We start from the raw sequence: 20,057 nt of genomic DNA on the forward strand, positions 1-20,057 counted from the left end.
ATAGCAAATATCGAATAATGTATTGCTCCATCCGCGCTTAAAACCTTGTTGGCCTCGACATCCACACCGATCCCCGAACTTGTTCCAGACAGCGTACCCGTCCTTCCGCTTCCACCACGCCCAGCGCGCGTGGGCCGAGCGAGACCTAGACAGGCAGGCTGACCTCGGGTTCAGCTGCGTAGTCCGCGCTAGCGGCGGCGCCGGACTCGTCCCCGCCGCCTACCTAGCCCGCACACGCGCGCTGAGAAGATCCTCCCAGGCGGCCCCCGTGTCCCGCCAGGAATAGCTCGCGGCGCGGCTTCGTGCGGCGCGGCCGAGACGGTGCCGCAAGGGGGCGTCGATAAGCAAACGAGACACCTGCGCGGCCAGCTGCTCCGGGGTATCCACCAGCAGCCCAGTCACACCGTCAACCACCGAGTCACGCAGGCCGCCACTGCTGTAATAGCCCACCGTGGGCACCCCATGCTGCGCGGCCTCCACCACCGCCAGGCCCCACCCCTCCTTCCGCGACGGCATGACATGCACCGCCGCGCGCGCCAACAGCGCATGCTTTGTGGCCTCATCGACCTGCCCATGGAACACCACCCGATCCGCCACCCCGCGACGGCGGGCATAGCTGCGCAAACGGTCCTCCCACCAGCCAGAACCCACCACATCCAACACCACCCCCGGCAGCTGAGCCACCACATCCATCGCCTGCTCAATGCGCTTATGCGGAACCAGACGCGACAACGTGATCAGGTGCGCCGGGGACGTCGGCGCGGGATCAGACGCCGCGGTCACCGCCGCGGGAACCGGATCCACCCCATTGCGGATGATGCTGATCCGATCAGCCGCAACCCCCAAGCCCGTCAACTCGCGCGCACTCGACGCAGACACCGTCACCCACCGACTACGCCGATGCACCCGCGGCGACAACCACGACTCACACCACCAGCCCACCCGCGACAACACCGGCCCCGCCACCGGCCACTGCTCCCGATGACAATGATGCGTCAACACCACCACCGGCGCGCCCGCCCACAGCCGCGCAAAAAACGGCACCCCATTTTGCGTATCCACCACCACATCCACCCCTCGCAGCGGACCCACCCCCAACCGGCCAGCAAGCATGGCCAGCCACGCCCGCGGATACACCGTCAACTTGCCGCCCCCACGCGAAAACGCCACGCCGCCCGTCGCCGGCGTGGCCGGATCCCACCGGCGTGCCCCCGGATACGCCGCCGTGCGGTAAACCACCTCATGGCCCCGGCCGGCCAAGTAGGCGCCCACCCGCTCCAGGTAACGCTCAGAACCACCACCCTGCGGGTGATGCGTATCGCGCCAGCACAGCAAAAGGATCTTCATTGCCGCCTCAGTCTACGGTGCCCACCGGCCGTCGCGCGGGGCGGGGACGGTGGTGGGATGCGGGGGCGTCGGCACGCGCTACCCTTAGCTTCCGTGAACGCCGCCCAGCCAGCCCTGCGCACCCTGCCCACCACCGCCCGGCGCGCCACCCTGCGCCGCGCCCTCGGCCTGCTGGCAGACTTCCGCTACGAGCAACCCGACCCGGCGCGCTTCTACCACCACCTCGCCGCCGACACCGCCCAGCTCATCGCCGCAATCGTGCGCGACACCCACGGCACCGACCTATCCGGGGCGCGCATCCTCGACGTCGGTGGCGGACCCGGCTACTTCGCCGCAGAATTCGCCCGGCGCAAAGCCCACTACATCACCGTCGAACCCGACGCCGGAGAGATGAGCGCCGCCGGCATCACCGTGGCGGCCAGCGTGCGCGGATCCGGCGACCACCTGCCCATAGCCACCAACTCCCTAGACGTGGCCTACAGCTCCAACGTTGCCGAACACGTGGCCCACCCGTGGGCCCTCGGCGACGAGATGCTGCGGGTCACCCGGCCCGGCGGACTAGTCATCTACAGCTACACCGTCTGGCTCGGCCCCTTCGGCGGCCACGAAACCGGACTATGGCAACACTACGTGGGCGGCGACTTCGCCCGCGACCGCTACACCCAGCGCCACGGCCACCCGCCGAAAAACGTCTACGGCCAGTCCCTATTCGCCCTGTCCTGCGCCGCGGGCCTGGACTGGGCGCGCCAGGCCCAGGAGCGCGGCGCCGCGCGTATCCTGGGGGCCTTCCCCCGCTATCACCCCTGGTGGGCATGGTGGGTCGCCCGCGTGCCCGGCCTGCGCGAGGTTGCTACCTCCAACCTGGTGCTCGTGCTGGAGGTGGCGTAGCGGGCTGGGGTCTTCCTGCTGAGCCGGTTGGGGTCTTCCTGCTGAGCCGGCTGGGGTCTTCCTGCCGAGCCGGTTGGGCTTTCCCCGCCGAGCGGGCTGAAGTTTGCCGCCGAGCGGGCTGGGCTTTCCCCGCCGAGCGGGAGGGTCCAAAGGGAGATGAAAGTTGGGCCGAACGGACCTAGTAATACAACACAGGAATGGATACTCTGAGCACCATGACTACTTTTGCCACCACCGCAGTGTCCCTAACCGCCGTCCTGTCCGCCGCGCTGGCACCACTATCCAGCGCCGCCTCCGCACACCCCGCCCCCGCCACTGAAGGACAGGCCACCGCCGTGGAATCCATCAACACCTCCCTCGAAGACACCACATGGCACCTCAAGGGTGCCCCCGACGCGCACTTCCGCATCACTGGTGAGCGCATCACCGGATCCGACTCCTGCAACACCTTCACCGGCACGGCCACCGCCTACGGCGAGCACGTCGAGTTCGGCCCCCTGGCCACCACGCTGATGGCCTGCATGGGCACCGAGGACACCCAGCAGACCATCCACGCCGCCCTGCGCGAGCAGCGCATCGTCGGCATCGACGGCACCACGCTGACGCTGACCGACGCCGTGAGCGGCGACTCCTGGGAATTCACCGCGGAGTAAACCAGAGGACAGCAGGACGTCACCCGCTGCGCCTACCGTCAGCGTGGTGACCTCCGCCAGCCTGCTACTGAGCGCCTGCCTCGGCGCCGCCGTCCTGGCTACCAGCCCCCTGCCCGCCGCACCGAACTTCGGCGGCATCTCCGGGCTCGACCACCGCGACGACGGCACCTTTTTTGCGCTTTCCGACGACCCCTCCTCCCGCGCCCCCGCCCGCTTCTACCAGGTAGCGCTGCCCCCAGCCGAGCCCGCGCGTGTCCTGTCCACCACCACCCTGACCGACCCGTCCGGCGCGCCCTACGCCCCCGGCACCGTCGACCCGGAATCCCTGCGCGTCCTCGACCCCACCACCGTGGCCTGGACCACCGAAACCACCGGGCAGATCGTGGTCTCTACTGTCACCGGGCGCGAACTGCGCCGCATCACCCCGCCGGCCTACCACCACCCCGACGCCGCGGGCACCACCGGCTTTCGGCCCAACGCCTCCCTCGAAGGGCTGGCCTTCGTGCCGCAGCTGGGCCAGCTGGTCACCGTCACCGAAGCCAGCCTCATCCAAGACGGGCCCCGCAACACCCCCACCGCCGGCATGCGGGTGCGTATCACCCGCTTCGACCTGGCCACCGGCACGCCGCTTGCCGAATACGCCCTCCACGTCGACCCCCTCTACCCCGGCGCCGCCGACCGCGGCGTCTCCGAGATCATCGCCGACCCCGCCCACCCTGGCACCGGGTTCTACATCCTGGAACGCGGCTACCTGCCCGGGCACGGAAACCGGGCCGAAATCTACCGCATTGACACCAGCGCCGCCACGGATGTGCTGGGCCGACCCCGCCTGGACGGCACCGAAACGCCGGTGACAAAGCAGCTGGTAGCAGACCTGGCCGCCGACGGGGCGAACCCGGATAACGTCGAGGCGTTGTCCTGGGATCCCGACGAGCCGGGCGTACTGCTGGTGGCCAGCGATGACAACTTCAACCCTGCCCAAAAGGGACTTGTCCACCGCGTGCGCACCTGCCAGTGAGGCGTGTCACTGACCGAAGGCTGAGCAAAGAATCTCAAAACAATTATCCTGGGAATTATGAAGAAAACTCGCCTGCTGTGCGCGGCCGCAACCGCCGCGCTCCTCATGCCCCTGGCCACCCCCGCGGGGGCGGCCCCCGCCCTACCCACACTGCCGGGGGTGCCAGCACTCCCGGCGCTACCAGAGCTGCCCGCGCTGCCTGGGGTGCCCGGCCTACCGGCCGCGGGTGACCTGCCCGCGGTGCCGTCCTCCTCCACCCCGAATGGGCCTGCTGCCCCTGCCGCTCCGGCTGCTCCTGCTGCCCCGGCGGCATCCAAGGCCTCCCCCGCGATCCCGGACACCCTGCCCTTCTTCCCGCAGGTCACGGAGAACCCGCAGGTCACGGTCACGCATGAGGATGGCACCCCGGTGGGCACCACCCCCGTCCACCGCGGCGACACGCTCATCGTCCACGGCACCGGATTCTCCCCGGAGGCGAACAAGGGCGGCTTCCCGCTGCCCATCCCCCCGGGAGTGTCCAACGGCGTCTTCGTCCTCTACGGGGCCTTCCCGGATCACTGGCGCCCCTCCGAGGGCGCCCCGGGTTCCACCCGCACGCACCCCCACGATCGCGTGACCTGGGTCATGCCGGAAGGCACGCTGAACACCATCCCGCAGGGATCCATCGATATGCGCCGCTCCATCGCCCGCCAGGCCCAGCCCATGCGCGAGGACGGCTCCTTCGACGCCCGCGTGACCGTCAACCCCCCGGAGCACACCACCGGCGATAACTGGGGCATCTACGTCTACCCCGGCGCCGGATCCGTGAACGCGGCCGAGGAGATCTACGTGCCCATCCCTTACTCCCCGGAGCCGGGTCCGAACACCCCGCCCGCACCGTCGCCCGACCTGGTGCTCGACGCCGGGCTGGTCTACCGGGCCACGGAGGCCACCAAGGGTGGCATCAACGCCAAGGATGGGGCCATGAAGCTCGACGGGGACAAGGTGGCCTTCACCAAGGACACGGACGGCCCCAACGATGGCATCCAGCGCTACCACGGCACCGTGATTGCCACCGCCCGATTCAACCTGGTGGAAGTTGCCTTGGCTGACCCGTGGATCGAGCCGCAGGACAACGGGCCCGCGCTGATTACCGCTCGAGTTTCCAAGAGCTACAACGTGGGCCCGGATGAGATGGTGCGCGTGCCCATCGGGATCCGCTAACACCTGCCCGCGGGGGCGGGCGCCGGCTGGCCTGTACGGGCCAGCCGCTTGGGGGACTAGTCTGCCGCCTCGATGCGCTCCTTGAGCGCCTCGAACTGGTCCCACACCTCCTGGGGCACCTTGGAGCCCAGGAAGGTGAGGTATTCGCGGTTATCGTCCAGGTCCGCGGCCCACTGCTGGGCCGGGGCGGTGAGCGCCTCGCGGACATCCTCGATGGGGGTATCCAGGCCGTCGAGGTTCATGTCCTCGGCGCGGGCGGTGTGTCCCACCACCGTGTCCTCGGCCTCGACGCGACCCTCGATGCGGTCGATGATCCAGGTGAGGACGCGCGAGTTTTCGCCGAAGCCCGGCCACAGGAAGCGGCCGTCATCGCCGCGGCGGAACCAGTTGACCAGGAAGATCGGGGGCATCTTGTCCCCGCCCTTGGCGCCCATGTCGATCCAGTGCTGGAGGTAGTCGCCGGCGTTGTAGCCGATGAACGGCAGCATAGCCATGGGGTCGTGGCGCAGGGAGCCGACGGTGGCCTCGGCGGCGGCGGCCGTCTGGCCAGAGGCCAGCAGGGCGCCGATCATGGTGCCGTGGTCCCAGCTGTAGGACTGGGTGACCAGGGGGACGGTGTCGGGGCGGCGGCCGCCGAAGAGGATCGCGTCGACCTTCACACCCTTCCATTCGTCGAACTCCGGTGCCGCGACGGGGCACTGCTTGATGGGCACGCAGTAGCGGGAGTTCGGGTGGGCGGCCTTCTCGCTGGACTCCGGGGTCCAGTCGTTGCCCTTCCAGTCGATGAGGTGGGTGGGCTCGCCCTCCAGGTCCTCCCACCAGACGTCGCCGTCGTCGGTCAGCGCCACGTTGGTGAACAGGGTGTTGCCCGGCTCCATGGTCTTCATGGCGATGGGGTTGGAGGAGTAGTTGGTTCCCGGGGCCACGCCGAAGAAGCCGTTTTCCGGGTTGACGGCGTAGAGGTGGCCGTCTTCGCGGAACTTCAGCCAGGCGATGTCGTCGCCGACGACCTGCGCGGTCCAGCCCGGGACGGTGGGGGTGATCATGGCCAGGTTGGTCTTGCCACAGGCAGATGGGAAGGCGGCGCAGATGTGGTAGGCCTTGCCCTCCGGGGAGATGAGCTTAAGGATGAGCATGTGCTCAGCCATCCAGCCCTCTTCCTGCGCCATGACCGAAGCGATGCGCAGGGCGTAGCACTTCTTGGCCAGGATGGCGTTGCCGCCGTAGCCGGAGCCGTAGGACCAGATCTCCTTGGTCTCCGGGAACTGGGTGATGTACTTGGTGTCATTGCACGGCCAGGCGACGTCTTCCTCGCCGGGGGCCAGGGGCGCGCCGACGGAGTGCAGGCAGTGGACGAAGTCACCCTCGTCGCCGATCTTGTCTAATGCCTCGGTGCCCATGCGCGTCATGATGGACATGGACAGCACCACGTAGGCGGAGTCGGTGAGCTGGACGCCGAGCTTGGGCTCCGGGTCCGTAATCGGGCCCATGCAGAAGGGCACCACATACATGGTCCGGCCGCGCATGGCGCCGCGGAAGTGCTCGGTCATCTCCGCCTTCATCGCCTCGGGCGGGGCCCAGTTGTTGGTGGGCCCGGCGCCGTCTTGGGTCTCCGAGCAGATGAAGGTGCGTGATTCCACGCGGGCGACGTCGGAGGGGTTGGAACGTGCCAGGAAGCTATTGGGACGCAGCTTTTCGTTGAGGCGGATGAGCGTGCCGGCGTCTACTAGTTCCGTGGTCAAGCGGTCCCATTCCTCGCGGGAGCCATCGGCGAAGACGACCTGTTCCGGCTGGAAGAGCTCGACGGACTCGGCGATCCACCTGAGCATCTCCTGGTTCTTGGTCGGCGCCGGGGAAGAAAGCCCCTTGATGGTAGCGGTCATGCCTACTCCTGATCTTTCACGGTCGTGGGACGTGTGTTTTCCATTTCAAGGGTAACGGTTTGTCCCCATCGAAGTGAGTTCTTTTACCCCCACGCGCCCCCTGGGCAGATCCACGAAACCACAGAAACACGCAGGTAATGCGGCGATGGCGGGAATTTCGGGCACGGCTAGGCATGACGGGCGCCACATCCTCGTGGATTTTCACCCCCCGTTTGGGGGAGAGCGAAATCACATAAACTACGGCGCGCCGTAACCCTGTGAGAGGGGGAGTTTGCCGGTACTGAGCCCACACAGGACAATGGAACACGATGAACGCAACGCCCCCACCCCAGCCCGGCCTCGGCGACCTGCCCCCCGGCCGCCCCCTCCAGTCCACCTTCGACGACGGCCTGGACTACCCCCGCCTGGGCACGGTCTCCTTCCGCCGCGGCACCCTCACCGCCAACCAGCAACAACTCTGGGAGACCATGTGGCCACGGTGGGGACGAGTGCTCAGCGATGAGCGCATCGACGTCGATACGTGGTTCGGACGAACCGACGCGCCCACCATCGTGGAAATCGGCTCCGGAACCGGCACCTCCACCGTGGCCATGGCCCCGCTGGAGCCCGAAACCAACATCATCGCCGTGGAACTGTACAAGCCCGGGCTGGCCAAAATGCTCGGCGCCGCCGTGCGCGCGGACATCTCCAATCTGCGCATGGTCCGCGGCGACGGCATCGAAGTGCTCAACCGCATGATCGCCCCCGGCAGCCTCGACGGCATCCGCGTGTTCTTCCCCGACCCCTGGCCCAAGGCCCGCCACCACAAGCGCCGCATCATCCAATCCGGCCCGCTGCACCTCATGGCCACCCGCCTCAAGCCCGGCGGGGTGCTCCACGTGGCCACGGACCACGCCGACTACGCCGACTGGATCCGCGAACTCGTCGACGTCGAGCCCCTGCTTGAATACAAGGGCTGGCCCTGGCCGGAGTGCCCCATCCTCACCGACCGGCAGGTCATCACCAAGTTCGAGGGCCGCGGGCTGGACCTCGATCACACCATCACCGAATTCCTGTGGCAGCGCACCCCGCTTATCGACGCCGCCGCCACCACACAGGAGGCCACACCGCAGTGAGCGACTACCACACCGTCCCCCACCCCTACGCCCCCGGCGCGCAACCCGGCCCGCCGACGGCGCTGCTGGTGTGGGACGCGCCCAACATCGACATGGGACTGGGCGCCATCCTCGGCGGGCGACCCACCTCCGCCTTCCGCCCGCGTTTTGACGCCCTGGGCCGCTGGCTCATCGAGCACGCCGCCGGGCTGCCGGAGCTTCACGGCCAGGCGGCCGTGCCGGAAGCCACCGTGTTTACCAACGTCGCCCCCGGCGGCGCGGAGGCGGTGCGCCCCTGGGTCGAGGCCCTGCGCAACATCGGCTTTGCCGTCTTTGCCAAGCCCAAGACCTCCGAGGACTCCGATGTGGATCCGGACATGCTCGCGCACATCCGGCGGCGTCGACAAGAAGGAGTGCTCGCCGGGGTGGTGGTCGCCTCCGCCGACGGGCGCAACTTCCAGGACACCCTCGAAGAACTCGCCGCCGACGGCGTGCCCGTCACTGTGGTGGGTTTCCACGAGCGCGCCTCCTGGGCCATCGGCCACGAGACTATAGACTTCATTGATCTTGAAGACATCCCCGGCGTCTTCCGCGAGCCACTGCCGCGCGTCAACCTCGACGACCTGCCCGCCGCGGGCGCCTGGCTGCAACCGCTGCGCCCGCTCACCGCGCTGCTGCACGAGGCCCGCCACGACTAGGCGCCAGCCGCATCGGCGCCACAGACAACAAATAAGGGAAGGAGTTCCCCGGTGTTCCTGCGATGGGGCCGGTTTTCTTACCGGCACCGGCGCCTCGTGCCGGTCATAGTGGTGGCGCTCATCGCCGCGCTCTACCTCGCCTGCGGACTCCACCTCGACGAGCGGATGAGCCAGGAAGGCTGGGAGGACCCCGGCGCGGACTCCACCACCGGCGCGGCCATCGAGCAGCAGACCTTCGGGCGCGACAACCGCGGCGACGTCATCGCCCTGTACCGCGGCACGCCGGAGCGTCTCGACGACCCGCTCGTCGCCCGCGCAATCCAAGGCAACCTGGAGGCACTGCGCACCGACAACGACGCCCACGTGGCCCACGTGACCAGCTACTTCGAGCAACACACCCGGCAGCTGCGCAGCGAAGACGGCACGCTGGCGTTCGCGGCCATTGGGCTGCGCGGCGACGGGGAACAAACGCTCAAGGACTTCCGCGCCATCGAAGACACCCTGCGCGGCCAGCCCTTGCCCGCCGGCATTGAACTCGACGTCGCCGGGGCCACCGCGGTCGCCGACGCCCTGGACAAGGGCATGGCCGGCGACGTGCGCCGCGCCGAGCTCTACGCGCTGCCCGCCGTCGCCGTGCTCCTGCTGCTCGTCTTCGGCTCCGTCGTCGCCGCCGCGATGCCGCTGATCGTGGGCATCCTGTCCATCCTGGGCTCCCTGGGCGTGCTCGCCCTGCTTGCCCAATTCACCCAGGTCAACGTGTTCGCCCAATCCGTGGTCACACTGCTGGGCCTGGGCCTGGCCATCGACTACGGCCTGTTTATGGTCTCCCGCTTCCGCGAAGAACTCGACGCCGGCCAGCCCGTACCCCGCGCCGTGGCCACCACCACCGCCACCGCGGGCAAGACGGTGGTCTTCTCCGCAGGCATGGTCGCCGCCGCCCTGTCCGGGCTCATGCTCTTCCCCCAGGCCTTCCTCAAATCCGTGGCCTACGGGGCGATGTCCGCCGTAGGCCTGGCCGCCCTGCTGTCCGTCACCGTCCTGCCCGCCCTGTTTGGGCTGCTGGGCCACCGCATTGACCTGTGGACGCTGCGCCGCGGCGCCGCCCGGCGCGCCCGCCGCCTGGAAGACACCATCTGGTGGCGCCTGCCCAGCTGGGCGATGCGCCACGCCAAGACGGTCACCGTCGGCCTGGCCGCCCTGCTCATCGCGCTGGCCTTGCCGCTGACGGGCATCACCTTCGGCGGAATCAATGAGACGTACCTGCCCCCCGACGACCCCACCCGCGCCGCCCAGGCGGAGTTCGACGAGGCGTTCCCGCAGCTGCGCACCGAGCCCGTCAAGCTGGTAGTCACCGGCGCGTCCAACGAGCAGCTGGTTCAGATCTACCAGCAGACCGCGGGGATTGAGGGCCTGACCGGCCGGTTTAGCCCCTCCCAGCCCACCAAGGACGGCACCACGGTCCTGTCCGCGGGCATCGCGGACCGCGCCCACAATAGCGAGGTCATCGCCGCGCTGCGCCAGCTGGACATTCCCGACGGCGTCCACGCCTACATCGCCGGCACCCCCGCCATGGAGATCGAATCCATCGAGGCGCTCATGTCCACCCTGCCGTGGATGGGGCTCTACATCATCGCCGTGACCTTCCTGCTCATGGCGCTGGTCTTCGGGTCCCTGGTGCTGCCCGCCAAGGCGGTGATCATGACGCTCATCGGGCTGGGGGCCACACTGGGCATCCTCACCGCCATGTTCGTCGACGGCCTGGGCGCCGGGGCGCTGAACTTCAGCGCCGGGCCGCTGATGAGCCCCGTGCTCGTGCTCATCGTCGCCATCGTCTACGGGCTGTCCACCGACTATGAGGTCTTCCTGGTCTCCCGGATGGTGGAGGCCCGCGACCGCGGCGCCAGCACCGACGACGCCATCCGCGCCGGCACCGCCCACACCGGATCCATCATCACCGCCGCCGCGCTGATCATGATCGTGGTCTCCGGGGCCTTCGGGTTCTCCCACATCGTCATGATGAAGTACATCGCCTTCGGCATGATGGCCGCCCTGCTTCTCGACGCCACCGTCATCCGCATGGCACTCGTCCCCGCCGTCATGCACCTGCTGCGCGACGACAACTGGTGGGCACCCAGCTGGGTGCGCCGCGCCGCCGACGCCCTCGGCCACGGGCATGCGCCCACCCGCCCGGCAGCGTCGCGCCCGGAAGGCAGCGCCGCTGTGCCCACGGTGCCCGTCGACCAGGCCCGCGTCATCGCCGAAACCGAAGCCGCCCGCGGCAACCGCACCACCAGCACCGACGAGACCCTCATACCCTTCCGCCAGCTAGTCCAACAACTAGAAGACCCGCGCCATGAATAAGCTGGCCCGGCGCACCCGCCGCATCCTGGCAAACCCCTGGGTGCGTCTGGGCCTGTCCGTCGTCGTGCTCGCCATCGCCGGCGTCCTGCTTGGCCGCAACGGAGAACTGCTCACCCAAGGCTGGCACCACCTAAGCACCGCCGACCCCCGCTGGCTCGCCGCGGCGGTCGTGTTCATGGCGGCCACCATGATCAGCCAGGCCGAAGTCATGGTCGTGCTGCTACGCGGGGCTGATGTGCCCGTCCGGCGCAGCGCCGCCAACATCCTGGGCCTGGCCGCCAACGCCTGGTCCGCCAGCCTGCCCGGCGGGCCAGCCGTCTCCGCGGCCATGATCTTCCGCGAGCAACGCCGCTGGGGCGCCACCCAGGTGGTTGCCGGCTGGTACATGCTGCTATCCGGCGTATTGGCCGCCTCGGGCATGGCCATCCTGGGGCTCCTCGGCGTGTTCTTCCTGGGCGCCCACATCAGCCTGCCCACCCTGGTGGCCTCCCTGCTCGGGCTCGGCGCCGCCATCGGGGCCATCAACTGGGCCGCCCACCACCCCGGGCACGTCCTGCGGCTCGCGCAGCGAGTGCTCGCGCGGGTAAATAAGCTGCGCCACCTACCCGCCCACCACGGCGCACACCGACTACGCGAGCGTGCCGAGGAACTAGCAACCGTGCGACTCTCCCCGGCGCGCCTCGCAACTGCCATGGCCTGGTCCCTGGCCAAATGGGTCGCAGAAATCGGATGCCTCTGGGCGTGCGCGATCAGCATCGGCGCCCAGCCCACGCTAGCCGGAATCACCCTGGCCTTCCTGGCCGCCAAACTCGTGGGGCAGGCACAGATCACCCCTGGGGGGCTCGGACCCGTCGACGTCGCGCTGACCAGCGCGCTCGTCCCGTTCGCCGCCATCTCCGCCGCGCACGCGGTAGCCGCCGCGATCATCTTTAGGCTCATCAGCTTCGTGGGGCTGACCATTGTGGGATGGCTGGTGTTCTGCTGGTTCTGGACGATCCGTGGAACGGGGAGCACGGGGCGTCGATAAGCACGAAGACGTGTGCAAGGATGAGGGCTATGAATACTCGTCACCTTCGTGCCCTCGTGGGCGATACCACCGCCATCGCCGCCTTCGCCCTGTTTGCGCGCATCGCGCACCGCGGCCCGGACATGCCGCTGACCTTCGGCGGCTGGGTATCCACCGTGTGGCCCTTCCTCCTAGGCATCGCGCTGACGTGGGGATTTGTCAGCTGGAAGGGGTGGGACGCGTGGCGGATCCGGCCCGCCGGGCTGACCATCTGGATCGGCACCGTCATCACCGGGCTGATCATCTGGGGCATCAAGCACTCCGCGATGCCGCACTGGTCCTTCATGATCGTGGCGTCGAGCACCTCCGCGCTGCTGCTGCTCGGGTGGCGGGCGCTGGCGCGCAAACGGGGGTAGGGGGCAGTCGGGGATGTGATAAGTCACCCCCACATTGGGGTAATTAGTTTCTCCTACAAGCAAAGGCAACCCTCCCCTGACCTGCCATTGTTATCATTTGTTTATCGTTTTGACCGGAAAATAAGTGCCATTTTATCTACACGGCCGTAGCATGTCTCCCAAGCGCTACGAAAGGAGACAAACATGAAGCGCTTCGCCCCCCCCCTTGGCGGCCCTGACCATCCTGCTGGCGACTGCACCTGCTATTGCAGACGATTTCGATCCCTGGCACTACGAGGACATCGCAGAAGCTAAGGGCAGCTGGTCTATCGATCAGAGTCAAGGCACCCAATTCAGCATCACCGGTTCTGTGCGAGACCTAAAGCCTGGTGACGACCCCGTCTACTGGCTTGCCATAACACAAGCATCCTCGGGAGTTTGCCTCAATATCAATCCCCAAGGTTTCAGCACCTCGTGCAGCCAAGACTTCTTCACCTTCAATGAAGTGCGCGGGGAGGACTTCAACTCTCCCGATTGGAGTGAATACTCCACGCTCTCACCAGTGAGTCCCACAGCCCGTAGCCATAGGGTCATCATGAGGGTTTGCGAAAACCGAAGGTTTGAGCCGGATGGCTGTTCAGAACCCGCATTTGGACATGAGGTGTGGAATGTTGGTCAGTAAAAAGAAATGTATATCTTCAGTGGCAGTCTCCCTCGCCCTGATCGGTTTGGGAATGCCAGTGGCGCACGCACAGACAGTGGAGACGGAGTTTGGCGTCGCCGAGATATTTGGCGTCTCTCATCCTAGCCCGTCCACCTCTGTACAGACAGGGCAGATTCGGAAGCACCACGCAGGTGGGGATTTAATCTACATCCGTGTCTCGCACAGTTTCATCACCGCTCCCCTCCCGAACACCGTGTTCACTGAGAGCATCCGCTGGAATGACTCTACATTCCGGCCCTACGAAGTCTCGCTCAACAGCGGGATCATCTCCAACACGCAGTTTTGCGAGGACCACCGCTTCAGTCCCGACAATTGTGTGACAGTGTAGGTACCCACCATGATCATCCACAAAGTACTCCGGGGGTTTTCCCTAGGCCCCATTGAAATGCCATTAATAGGCGATGGTCGCTTGGTAGTCCTCGGCGACAACGGCGCGGGCAAGACAACACTCCTGCGCGCGCTGGTGGATGAGCTAGAAGCAGGTAAACGATCTGCGGTGGCCTACCTGCCCCAAGAACAACGCCTGCCCGCGCTCAGCCGCGTACGCGACCTGCTGGCCTACGCTGCCGTTGAGGCCGGTGTTCCGCGTGCGGAGGTCTCGGCGCGGGTGGAGGCGGCGGCGCAGGCCGTGGGGTTTGCAGAGATGCTGGGGCGGCGGGTGCGCGCCCTGTCCGGCGGGCAGCGCCAACTGGTGGCCATTGCCGCCACGCTGGTGGGGGTTGGGGAGGCTGAGGGCGCTGCGGATGGTGCCGTGCCGACGATCGTGCTCGACGAGCCCACCAACAACCTCGACGTCGAGCACGTTGCCCACGTGACCAGGCTGATCGCCGATCCACCTGGGCAGCTGGCCGCCGCGCGCTGGGTGATCTGCACGCACGACCACGACCTCGCCGAAGCGGTAGCCAGCCACGTCCTTGTGCTGCGCGGCGGGCAGCTCGCCTTTGCGGGCACTCGCCAGGAGTTCCTGGACACCGCCCCCGCGGGGACCGCACAGTGGGCGGAGGCGTACCTGCAGGCGCTGACCTCGGGCCCAGGCCCGGGCGCTGGGAATGGCTCCGGGGAGGCTCCGACGACCGAGACTAGTGAAGGAGAACGCTCATGAACGCCCGCATCAAGCTGTTCGCCACCTCATTTGTGTCCCCCTACGTGGCGCTCATCGCCTCGCTGTTGTGCATGGGCATCATGGTGGTCGGCGGGGACCAGCGCTGGAAAGACGACTTCTACTGGACCACCGAGTGGATCGAAGGCAGCCTCTTCCCCGCCCTGCTGGCCACCCTGTGCGCGCTGGGTTTCGACTGCTGGCGCCACTTCAACCCCGCCCGGCCGTCCTACTTTGACAGCCGCACCGGTCGGCGCCGCGGCTTCCTGGGCGCGCTGATTGCCTGCAACTGGCTGGCACTCATCCTGCCCGCCGTGGTGCTCTTCCTCCAGAGCTACCACTCGTGGCGCTTCGGGCCACCCAGCCGCCACTGGTCCGCGGCCGGGCACTTCACCGTATGCATGATTGCGCTGCTCGCGCTGCTGCTCGCGTGCGCGGTCCTGGCGGTGCGGCTGCCCAAGTTCGGGGCGCTGGTGGGACCCCTGGTCACCGGCGTTGCGGCCTTCGCTGCCCTGTCCGGACACGGCATCTTCCTGCTGGGCTCGACCACCGGCCCCATGCTGGACGTGGACGCGCGGGCTCGGGTGCTGTGGGCGCTCGGGGCGTGCGCGGTGGTCGCCGCGATCTGCGGTGCGCTGCTGTTGCGTGCGGGAGGTACGGGGGCGTCGGCAAGCGGGATGGGTGCCTGGGTGCTGCTTGGTGTGCTGCTCGCGCAACTGCTCGTGCACGTTAATGAGTACGAATTTACTACTAGCGGGACTGGGGCCTGCCAGGATGTGGGTGGATCTCGAAGGGTGTGCATTTCCGCCGAGCACCAGCGCTTCTTCACCCCCGTGGTTGCTCGTTATGAGGAGCTGGTGGACGCCGCGGAAGCGACCGGGAATCCGCAGCTCATGGACGCTTTACCACGCATGTATGCCGAGACTATCGGCCATAACAAAGCATGGCGCTTCACCCCCGGCCTGGGCCCCGAGGACCAAAGCAGCTACCGCATTTCCCGCGGGCTCGCGGACGCCACGCCCAGCTTCAGCCGCGAAGAATTCATCGCCTCGCTGGCCACCAACTCGCACTGCGACACCCCCAACCGCGCCGCCGCCCAGGAATCCACGGAGCTTCTCACATCGCTTCTCGACGCCCCCACCTCCCTCAGCCCCGAGCGCACCGCACGGCTCGCAGAACTCCTGCCCGCCATCCGGGCCTGCCATGCCTAGAGTCCACTGGTTTCCCGCCTGGCTGCGCGCCGGAGCCGGCGGGATGGCCAGCTATCTCATAGCCCTGGGCTGCTTTGTTGCCGTCCTCTGGGGTGCAGGCGCATTGCTGGGGGTGTTGCCCCGCGAGGTGGTCTACCTCGCCGGAAGCTTCGCCGGGCTCTACACCGCGCTGATCACCCCGCCGCAGGACGGGACGTTTCGGGGGCGCGGGGCAGGCCGAACTTTGGTGCTAGTTCCCACCACCCGCTGGGGCAGGCTCGCCGCCTGGAACGCCTGGCACGCGGTGGTACTGGGGGCGATCGCTACCCCCGTCATCGCCGCCAGCGGCGTCGGCCCCGTAGTTGCCCCCGTGCTCTTTGTGTTCGGATTCCTGACCGTCGTGGCCACCGCGCGCTGGGGCGACGGGTTCCCCGGATTCATCGCCGGCGTGTTTGCCATCATCGTCGGCGGATTCACCGCGTGGGAACCCTACTCGGCGTGGACCTTCGGGTGGCTCTACGCGGGGCAGATTGGTGTGGCGCACGGTGTGGCGGTGGTAGTTCTGGTGGGGCTGGGCGTGCTCGCTGCGGGGCGGGCGTGGCGAGGGTGCGGAAGGGGGCGTCGATAAGCGTTCGGAGACTAAGCCTCCGGGCCCTCGGGGGTGGCGTAGACGGGCTTGCCCAGGGCAGCAACCTCCGCATAGCCGGCAGCCTTCAGGGCGTCAACGATGCGGTGGAAATAGTCCTGATCAGCGTCTTCGTCGAAGGAGTCCAGGAGCGAGATGACGGGGAACTCGCCGTCGTAGCGCACCGAAACCAGCGGGTGGCCGGCCTCCGCCTCAATGGCGGCGATGGCCTCTTCCGCGCGCTGCTGCTGGATCTGGCCGTGACTGTTGTCCACCACCGCGGGGCTGGGCGCGGCGGCCTCCTGAGCGAGGGCGGGCGTGGCCGACGCGGCGATCCCCGCGAGAGCTACAGCACACACGATTGGCTTGAGCGTCATAAGCATTCTCCTAAGGTTCGGGTTTGAGTGGACATTTACGTGTTTGAGTTTACGTGGCGGGGTGGTTCTGCGGGGGCCGGGGTGCGGTTTTTGGAGGGGTTCGAACGGCTGTTCGTACGGTTTCGGGGCTGGGTCACGGCGGTGTTTTATAATGTCAGCAACAACCGCGGAAACATACAATACCGCAGCTCACGGGGATATTTTAGGGGGTGAAACAGTGACCGCACCAGCGGACATCGCCGGGCTCATCGGCACCGTCGCACAAGCCATGCACACGCTGTGTGACCTCATCACAGACGCGCCCGACGCCGCCCTCTTCCACGCCAACCGCGACGCCTTCTTAGAACTCGAACGCGCCTGGAACCTCAAAGCCAGCCTCGACCCCGCCATCGCGCACGCCGCCGACAAAGCCGAAGCCGGACGACTCGTCGGCTCCAGCCGCACCGTCGACTACCTCACCCGCACCTACGGACTCTCCTTCACCGAAGCCCAATCCCGGCTGCGCAGCGCCGCGCACCGCTACGGGCCGGCGCCTGTGCCTGCGCCTGCGTCTGTGCCCGCGTCTGTGCCGTCGCGGGAGGCCGAGCCGGAGCCGGAGCCCCTGCCCGAAGTACAACAGCGCCGCGAGCGTGCCCGCCGCAGCCGACTGAGCAAGGAAAAGCTCGCGATTATCGACGCCGAACTCGCCCGCCTCTCCACACACGTCGCCACCGAACGCGACCGCCTACGCAGCGCCGCCATCGATGAAGCCTGCCACCGAAACCCCGAAGACCTCCAAGAATGGGTCCGCGCCCGCGTCCGCCACTGCAACAGGCGCGTCATCGACCCCCTCGAACCCATGCGCAAACGCACCTTCTGGATCGGCAAAACCGACCACCTCGGCGGCGCCACCTTCGGCGGCTACGCGCCGCCCGCCCTCCTAGCACTCCTCGATTCCACACTCGCCCCCGCTCGCAACAAGGGCGCCTTCGGGCCAGACCTCGACGGCACCACCCCCGCACCCGGGCTCGACGACCGCCGCACCGTCGCCCAACGCCGCCTCGACGGCCTCTGGCACATCCTGCGCAACCACGGCACCGACTCCGCGACCCGCGCCGGCGGTGCAGCAAGCCTGGTCATCAGCGTCGACGCCGCCGAACTCACCGAAGCCGACGCCCGCACCCACCTACCCCACTGGCCCACCAACACCCACGCCCAACTCACCCCCATCGACCTCCTCATGGTTGGCCTTGCGCGTTACGACGTCGGCGTCCTCCACGACCACGACACCGGCACCGTCCTCCACGCCGGCCGCAGCCGCCGCACCGCCAGCCTGCTCCAACGCCTGGCACTCTTCGCCGAACAACTCGTCTGCTCCCACCCCGGATGCACCCAACCCGCCTGCCAAACCGACGTCCACCACATCGTCCCCTGGCTCAAACAAGGCCGCACCGACATAGAAAACCTCACCCTCCTATGCAGACGCCACCACACCGACAACAATGACAACCACGACGGCGCCCACAACATGGGCCACGCCGAACGCGACCCCCACACCGGCCGCGCCGGCCACCGCATACGCACGCGTACACGTACCCAAGCTCCGGAATCGGTGGGATCCCCGGAGCCCGGCCCATCCCCGCCGCGCAGCACCGACTCCTCCTGACGGCCACTCCGAACCACACGCGGGTGGGCGGGGGCTCAGGGCTGCGCTCCCCTGCTTGGGGGCTGTTCGGGGCTGCCTCGGGATTGTTGCGCGAGACTTGTCGAAGCTGCTCGGCGCTCCTTGGCCCTCCTAAGCCCTGCCCTCCCGAGGTTTTCGCCTGTCCACACCCGGACCCCGCTGGCTTTGCCGCCAGATCTGCTGTCATGCCCGCCACCAGGCCCGCCGCCAGCGCCCCGGGAGGCGCCCGAGGATGCGTCTGAGCCTGTCGCGATCAGGCCCCGTCAGCCGTCCTGGCGGGCGCTACAGCGGCGCGATCGTGTGCTTCTTCGGCAGATCCCGCTCATCCTTATCCGCCAGCTGCCGCAGCGCGCGCCGCAGCGCCAACCGAGTCTCATGGGGCTGAATCATCGCGTCAATGAACCCACGTTCCGCAGCAACATAAGGAGACGTCATGTTCTGGTCATAGAAGTCCATGAACATCTTCTTCATCATGTCGCGCTGCTCTGGGGGGGCCGCCGCCAGCTGCTTGCCCTGGATCATCACCACCGCTGCGGCCGATCCCATCACCGCGATCTGGGCCGTCGGCCACGCCAGGTTGATGTCCCCGGTCAGGTTCTTCGAGCCCATCACCGCGTACGCCCCGCCGTAGGCCTTGCGCACAATGAGCGAAACCTTGGGCACGGTGGCCTCCACCACGGCGAACGCCAGCTTGGCGCCCCGGTGGATCAGGCCCTCTCGTTCCTGCGCCACGCCGGGCAGGTAGCCGGGGGTGTCCACCACGAACACGATGGGGATGTTGTAGGCGTCGCATATGCGGATGAACCGCGCGCCCTTATCCGCGGCATCCGCATCAATGCAGCCCGCGTAGTGCATGGGTTGGTTGGCCACGAATCCCACGGTGCGCCCGTCGATGCGTCCGAAAGCGCAGATGAGGTTGGGGGCGAAGTTGGCCTGAATCTCGGTGAGTTCATCGTCATCGCCCAGCTGCGCCAGCAGGTCGAGCATGTCGTAGCCGGCGTTAGTGTCGTCCGGCATGAACGCGTCCAGGTCGGTCGCCTGGGCAACCTCCTCGTCTGCGGGGGCGGGCTGCACCGGCGCCGGGTCGAAGCACGTCGACGGCAGGTATTCCAGCAGGTCGTGCACCAGGTCGAAGGCTTCATCCTCGGAGCTGACCACCACCGAAATGTTGCCGGCCGCCTCCTGTTGGCGGGCCCCGCCCAGTTCCGCGGAGCTGATGTCCTCGCCGGTGACCTCCTTGATCACCGCCGGGCCCGTGACGTACATCTCTGTTTCCCCGTCCACGGCGATGACAAAGTCCGTGGTCACGGGCGCGTAGACGGCGCCGCCGGCGGACTTGCCCAGCATGATGGAGATCTGCGGGCAGCGCCCGGACAGGGGCAGCTGGCGGCGGGCGATCTCCGAGTACATGGCCAGCGAGGTCACCGCGTCCTGGATGCGCGCACCGCCAGAGTCCTGGATGCCGATGACCGGGCAGCCAATCTTGATGGCCATGTCCATCACTTCCACGACCTTGCGCCCGAACGTCACGCCCACGGAGCCGCCGTAGACGGTCTTGTCGTGGGCGTAGACCACGACGGGCCGGCCATCGACACGCCCGTAGCCGGTGACCACGCCGTCGGAGTAGATGGCGTCCGGGTCTCCCGGCGTTTTGCCCAGCGCCCCAATCTCCATGAAGGAACCCTCATCCAGCAGCGCCTCGATGCGCTGGCGGGGGGTGGTGCGGCCGGCCTCGTCGCGCTTCTTGCGGGAGCGTTCGCTGCCCGGGTCCTGCGCCGTGGCCAGGCGTGCTTGCAGGTCGGCAAGTTTTTCAGCCGTCGTGCTCATCGCGTG

General features: G+C 67.7%; 17 protein-coding genes. 13 read left to right on the forward strand and 4 right to left on the reverse strand.

The features are described 5' to 3' along the window. Nucleotides 1–219: 219 nt before the first annotated feature. The gene (locus LH390_RS10745; protein ID WP_227281325.1) at nucleotides 220–1,347 is read right to left on the reverse strand and encodes a glycosyltransferase family 4 protein; all 1,128 of its coding nucleotides are present in this window, start codon (nucleotides 1,345–1,347) and stop codon (nucleotides 220–222) included. Nucleotides 1,348–1,440: 93 nt separating this feature from the next. Between LH390_RS10745 and LH390_RS10750 the strand changes: the two genes are divergently transcribed. The 4 genes from LH390_RS10750 (at nucleotide 1,441) to LH390_RS10765 (ending at nucleotide 5,109) form a co-directional block, all read left to right on the forward strand. Next, nucleotides 1,441–2,235, forward strand: coding sequence for a class I SAM-dependent methyltransferase (locus tag LH390_RS10750; protein ID WP_227281324.1), 795 nt, complete (start codon nucleotides 1,441–1,443; stop codon nucleotides 2,233–2,235). Nucleotides 2,236–2,450: 215 nt separating this feature from the next. Further along, nucleotides 2,451–2,888 carry an META domain-containing protein gene (locus LH390_RS10755; RefSeq protein ID WP_269961681.1) on the forward strand — a complete coding sequence of 146 codons (438 nt, stop codon included), beginning with the start codon at nucleotides 2,451–2,453 and terminating at the stop codon, nucleotides 2,886–2,888. A 46-nt stretch (nucleotides 2,889–2,934) separates the two neighbouring features. After that, nucleotides 2,935–3,906, forward strand: coding sequence for an esterase-like activity of phytase family protein (locus tag LH390_RS10760; protein WP_227281323.1), 972 nt, complete (start codon nucleotides 2,935–2,937; stop codon nucleotides 3,904–3,906). A 57-nt stretch (nucleotides 3,907–3,963) separates the two neighbouring features. Then, entirely contained in the window at nucleotides 3,964–5,109 is a 1,146-nt protein-coding gene (locus LH390_RS10765) for an HtaA protein (protein WP_227324308.1), read from the forward strand. 56 nt (nucleotides 5,110–5,165) lie between these two features. Here LH390_RS10765 and LH390_RS10770 read toward each other — a convergent pair whose 3' ends face one another. Further along, on the reverse strand, nucleotides 5,166–6,992 hold the full coding sequence (locus LH390_RS10770) for a phosphoenolpyruvate carboxykinase (GTP) (RefSeq protein ID WP_227281321.1): 1,827 nt from the start codon (nucleotides 6,990–6,992) through the stop codon (nucleotides 5,166–5,168). 308 nt (nucleotides 6,993–7,300) lie between these two features. On the opposite strand from LH390_RS10770, the gene trmB reads away from it, so the two are divergent. The 8 genes from trmB (at nucleotide 7,301) to LH390_RS10810 (ending at nucleotide 16,187) form a co-directional block, all read left to right on the forward strand. Continuing rightward, nucleotides 7,301–8,107: a tRNA (guanosine(46)-N7)-methyltransferase TrmB gene (gene trmB, locus LH390_RS10775; protein WP_227281320.1), complete on the forward strand. Its 807-nt coding sequence runs from the start codon at nucleotides 7,301–7,303 to the stop codon at nucleotides 8,105–8,107. After that, entirely contained in the window at nucleotides 8,104–8,784 is a 681-nt protein-coding gene (locus LH390_RS10780) for an NYN domain-containing protein (RefSeq protein WP_227281319.1), read from the forward strand. The genes trmB and LH390_RS10780 overlap by 4 nt, the downstream gene beginning before the upstream one ends. Nucleotides 8,785–8,835: 51 nt before the next feature. Next, complete coding sequence (locus tag LH390_RS10785; protein WP_227281318.1) at nucleotides 8,836–11,145, forward strand: MMPL family transporter; 2,310 nt, start codon at nucleotides 8,836–8,838, stop codon at nucleotides 11,143–11,145. Beyond that, nucleotides 11,138–12,172, forward strand: coding sequence for a lysylphosphatidylglycerol synthase transmembrane domain-containing protein (locus tag LH390_RS10790; protein WP_227281317.1), 1,035 nt, complete (start codon nucleotides 11,138–11,140; stop codon nucleotides 12,170–12,172). Before LH390_RS10785 ends, LH390_RS10790 begins: the two co-directional genes overlap by 8 nt. A gap of 29 nt (nucleotides 12,173–12,201) precedes the next feature. Beyond that, nucleotides 12,202–12,567, forward strand: a complete 366-nt coding sequence (locus LH390_RS10795) for a DUF3054 domain-containing protein (protein ID WP_227281316.1) — start codon at nucleotides 12,202–12,204, stop codon at nucleotides 12,565–12,567. A gap of 1,040 nt (nucleotides 12,568–13,607) precedes the next feature. Next, nucleotides 13,608–14,372: an ATP-binding cassette domain-containing protein gene (locus tag LH390_RS10800; RefSeq protein ID WP_227326823.1), complete on the forward strand. Its 765-nt coding sequence runs from the start codon at nucleotides 13,608–13,610 to the stop codon at nucleotides 14,370–14,372. Next, on the forward strand, nucleotides 14,369–15,580 hold the full coding sequence (locus LH390_RS10805) for a hypothetical protein (RefSeq protein ID WP_227281314.1): 1,212 nt from the start codon (nucleotides 14,369–14,371) through the stop codon (nucleotides 15,578–15,580). Before LH390_RS10800 ends, LH390_RS10805 begins: the two co-directional genes overlap by 4 nt. Continuing rightward, nucleotides 15,573–16,187, forward strand: a complete 615-nt coding sequence (locus LH390_RS10810) for a hypothetical protein (RefSeq protein WP_227281313.1) — start codon at nucleotides 15,573–15,575, stop codon at nucleotides 16,185–16,187. The genes LH390_RS10805 and LH390_RS10810 overlap by 8 nt, the downstream gene beginning before the upstream one ends. 11 nt (nucleotides 16,188–16,198) lie before the next feature. Here the strand turns inward: LH390_RS10810 and LH390_RS10815 are convergent, their stop codons facing one another. Further along, nucleotides 16,199–16,561 carry a hypothetical protein gene (locus LH390_RS10815; protein ID WP_227281312.1) on the reverse strand — a complete coding sequence of 121 codons (363 nt, stop codon included), beginning with the start codon at nucleotides 16,559–16,561 and terminating at the stop codon, nucleotides 16,199–16,201. 217 nt (nucleotides 16,562–16,778) lie between these two features. Between LH390_RS10815 and LH390_RS10820 the strand changes: the two genes are divergently transcribed. Next, on the forward strand, nucleotides 16,779–18,206 hold the full coding sequence (locus LH390_RS10820; RefSeq protein WP_227324310.1) for an HNH endonuclease signature motif containing protein: 1,428 nt from the start codon (nucleotides 16,779–16,781) through the stop codon (nucleotides 18,204–18,206). Between the two features lie 300 nt (nucleotides 18,207–18,506). Here LH390_RS10820 and LH390_RS10825 read toward each other — a convergent pair whose 3' ends face one another. Beyond that, complete coding sequence (locus LH390_RS10825; RefSeq protein ID WP_227281310.1) at nucleotides 18,507–20,051, reverse strand: acyl-CoA carboxylase subunit beta; 1,545 nt, start codon at nucleotides 20,049–20,051, stop codon at nucleotides 18,507–18,509. Nucleotides 20,052–20,057 lie beyond the last annotated feature (6 nt).

This window comes from Corynebacterium uberis (assembly GCF_020616335.1).
Taxonomy (GTDB): domain Bacteria; phylum Actinomycetota; class Actinomycetes; order Mycobacteriales; family Mycobacteriaceae; genus Corynebacterium; species Corynebacterium uberis.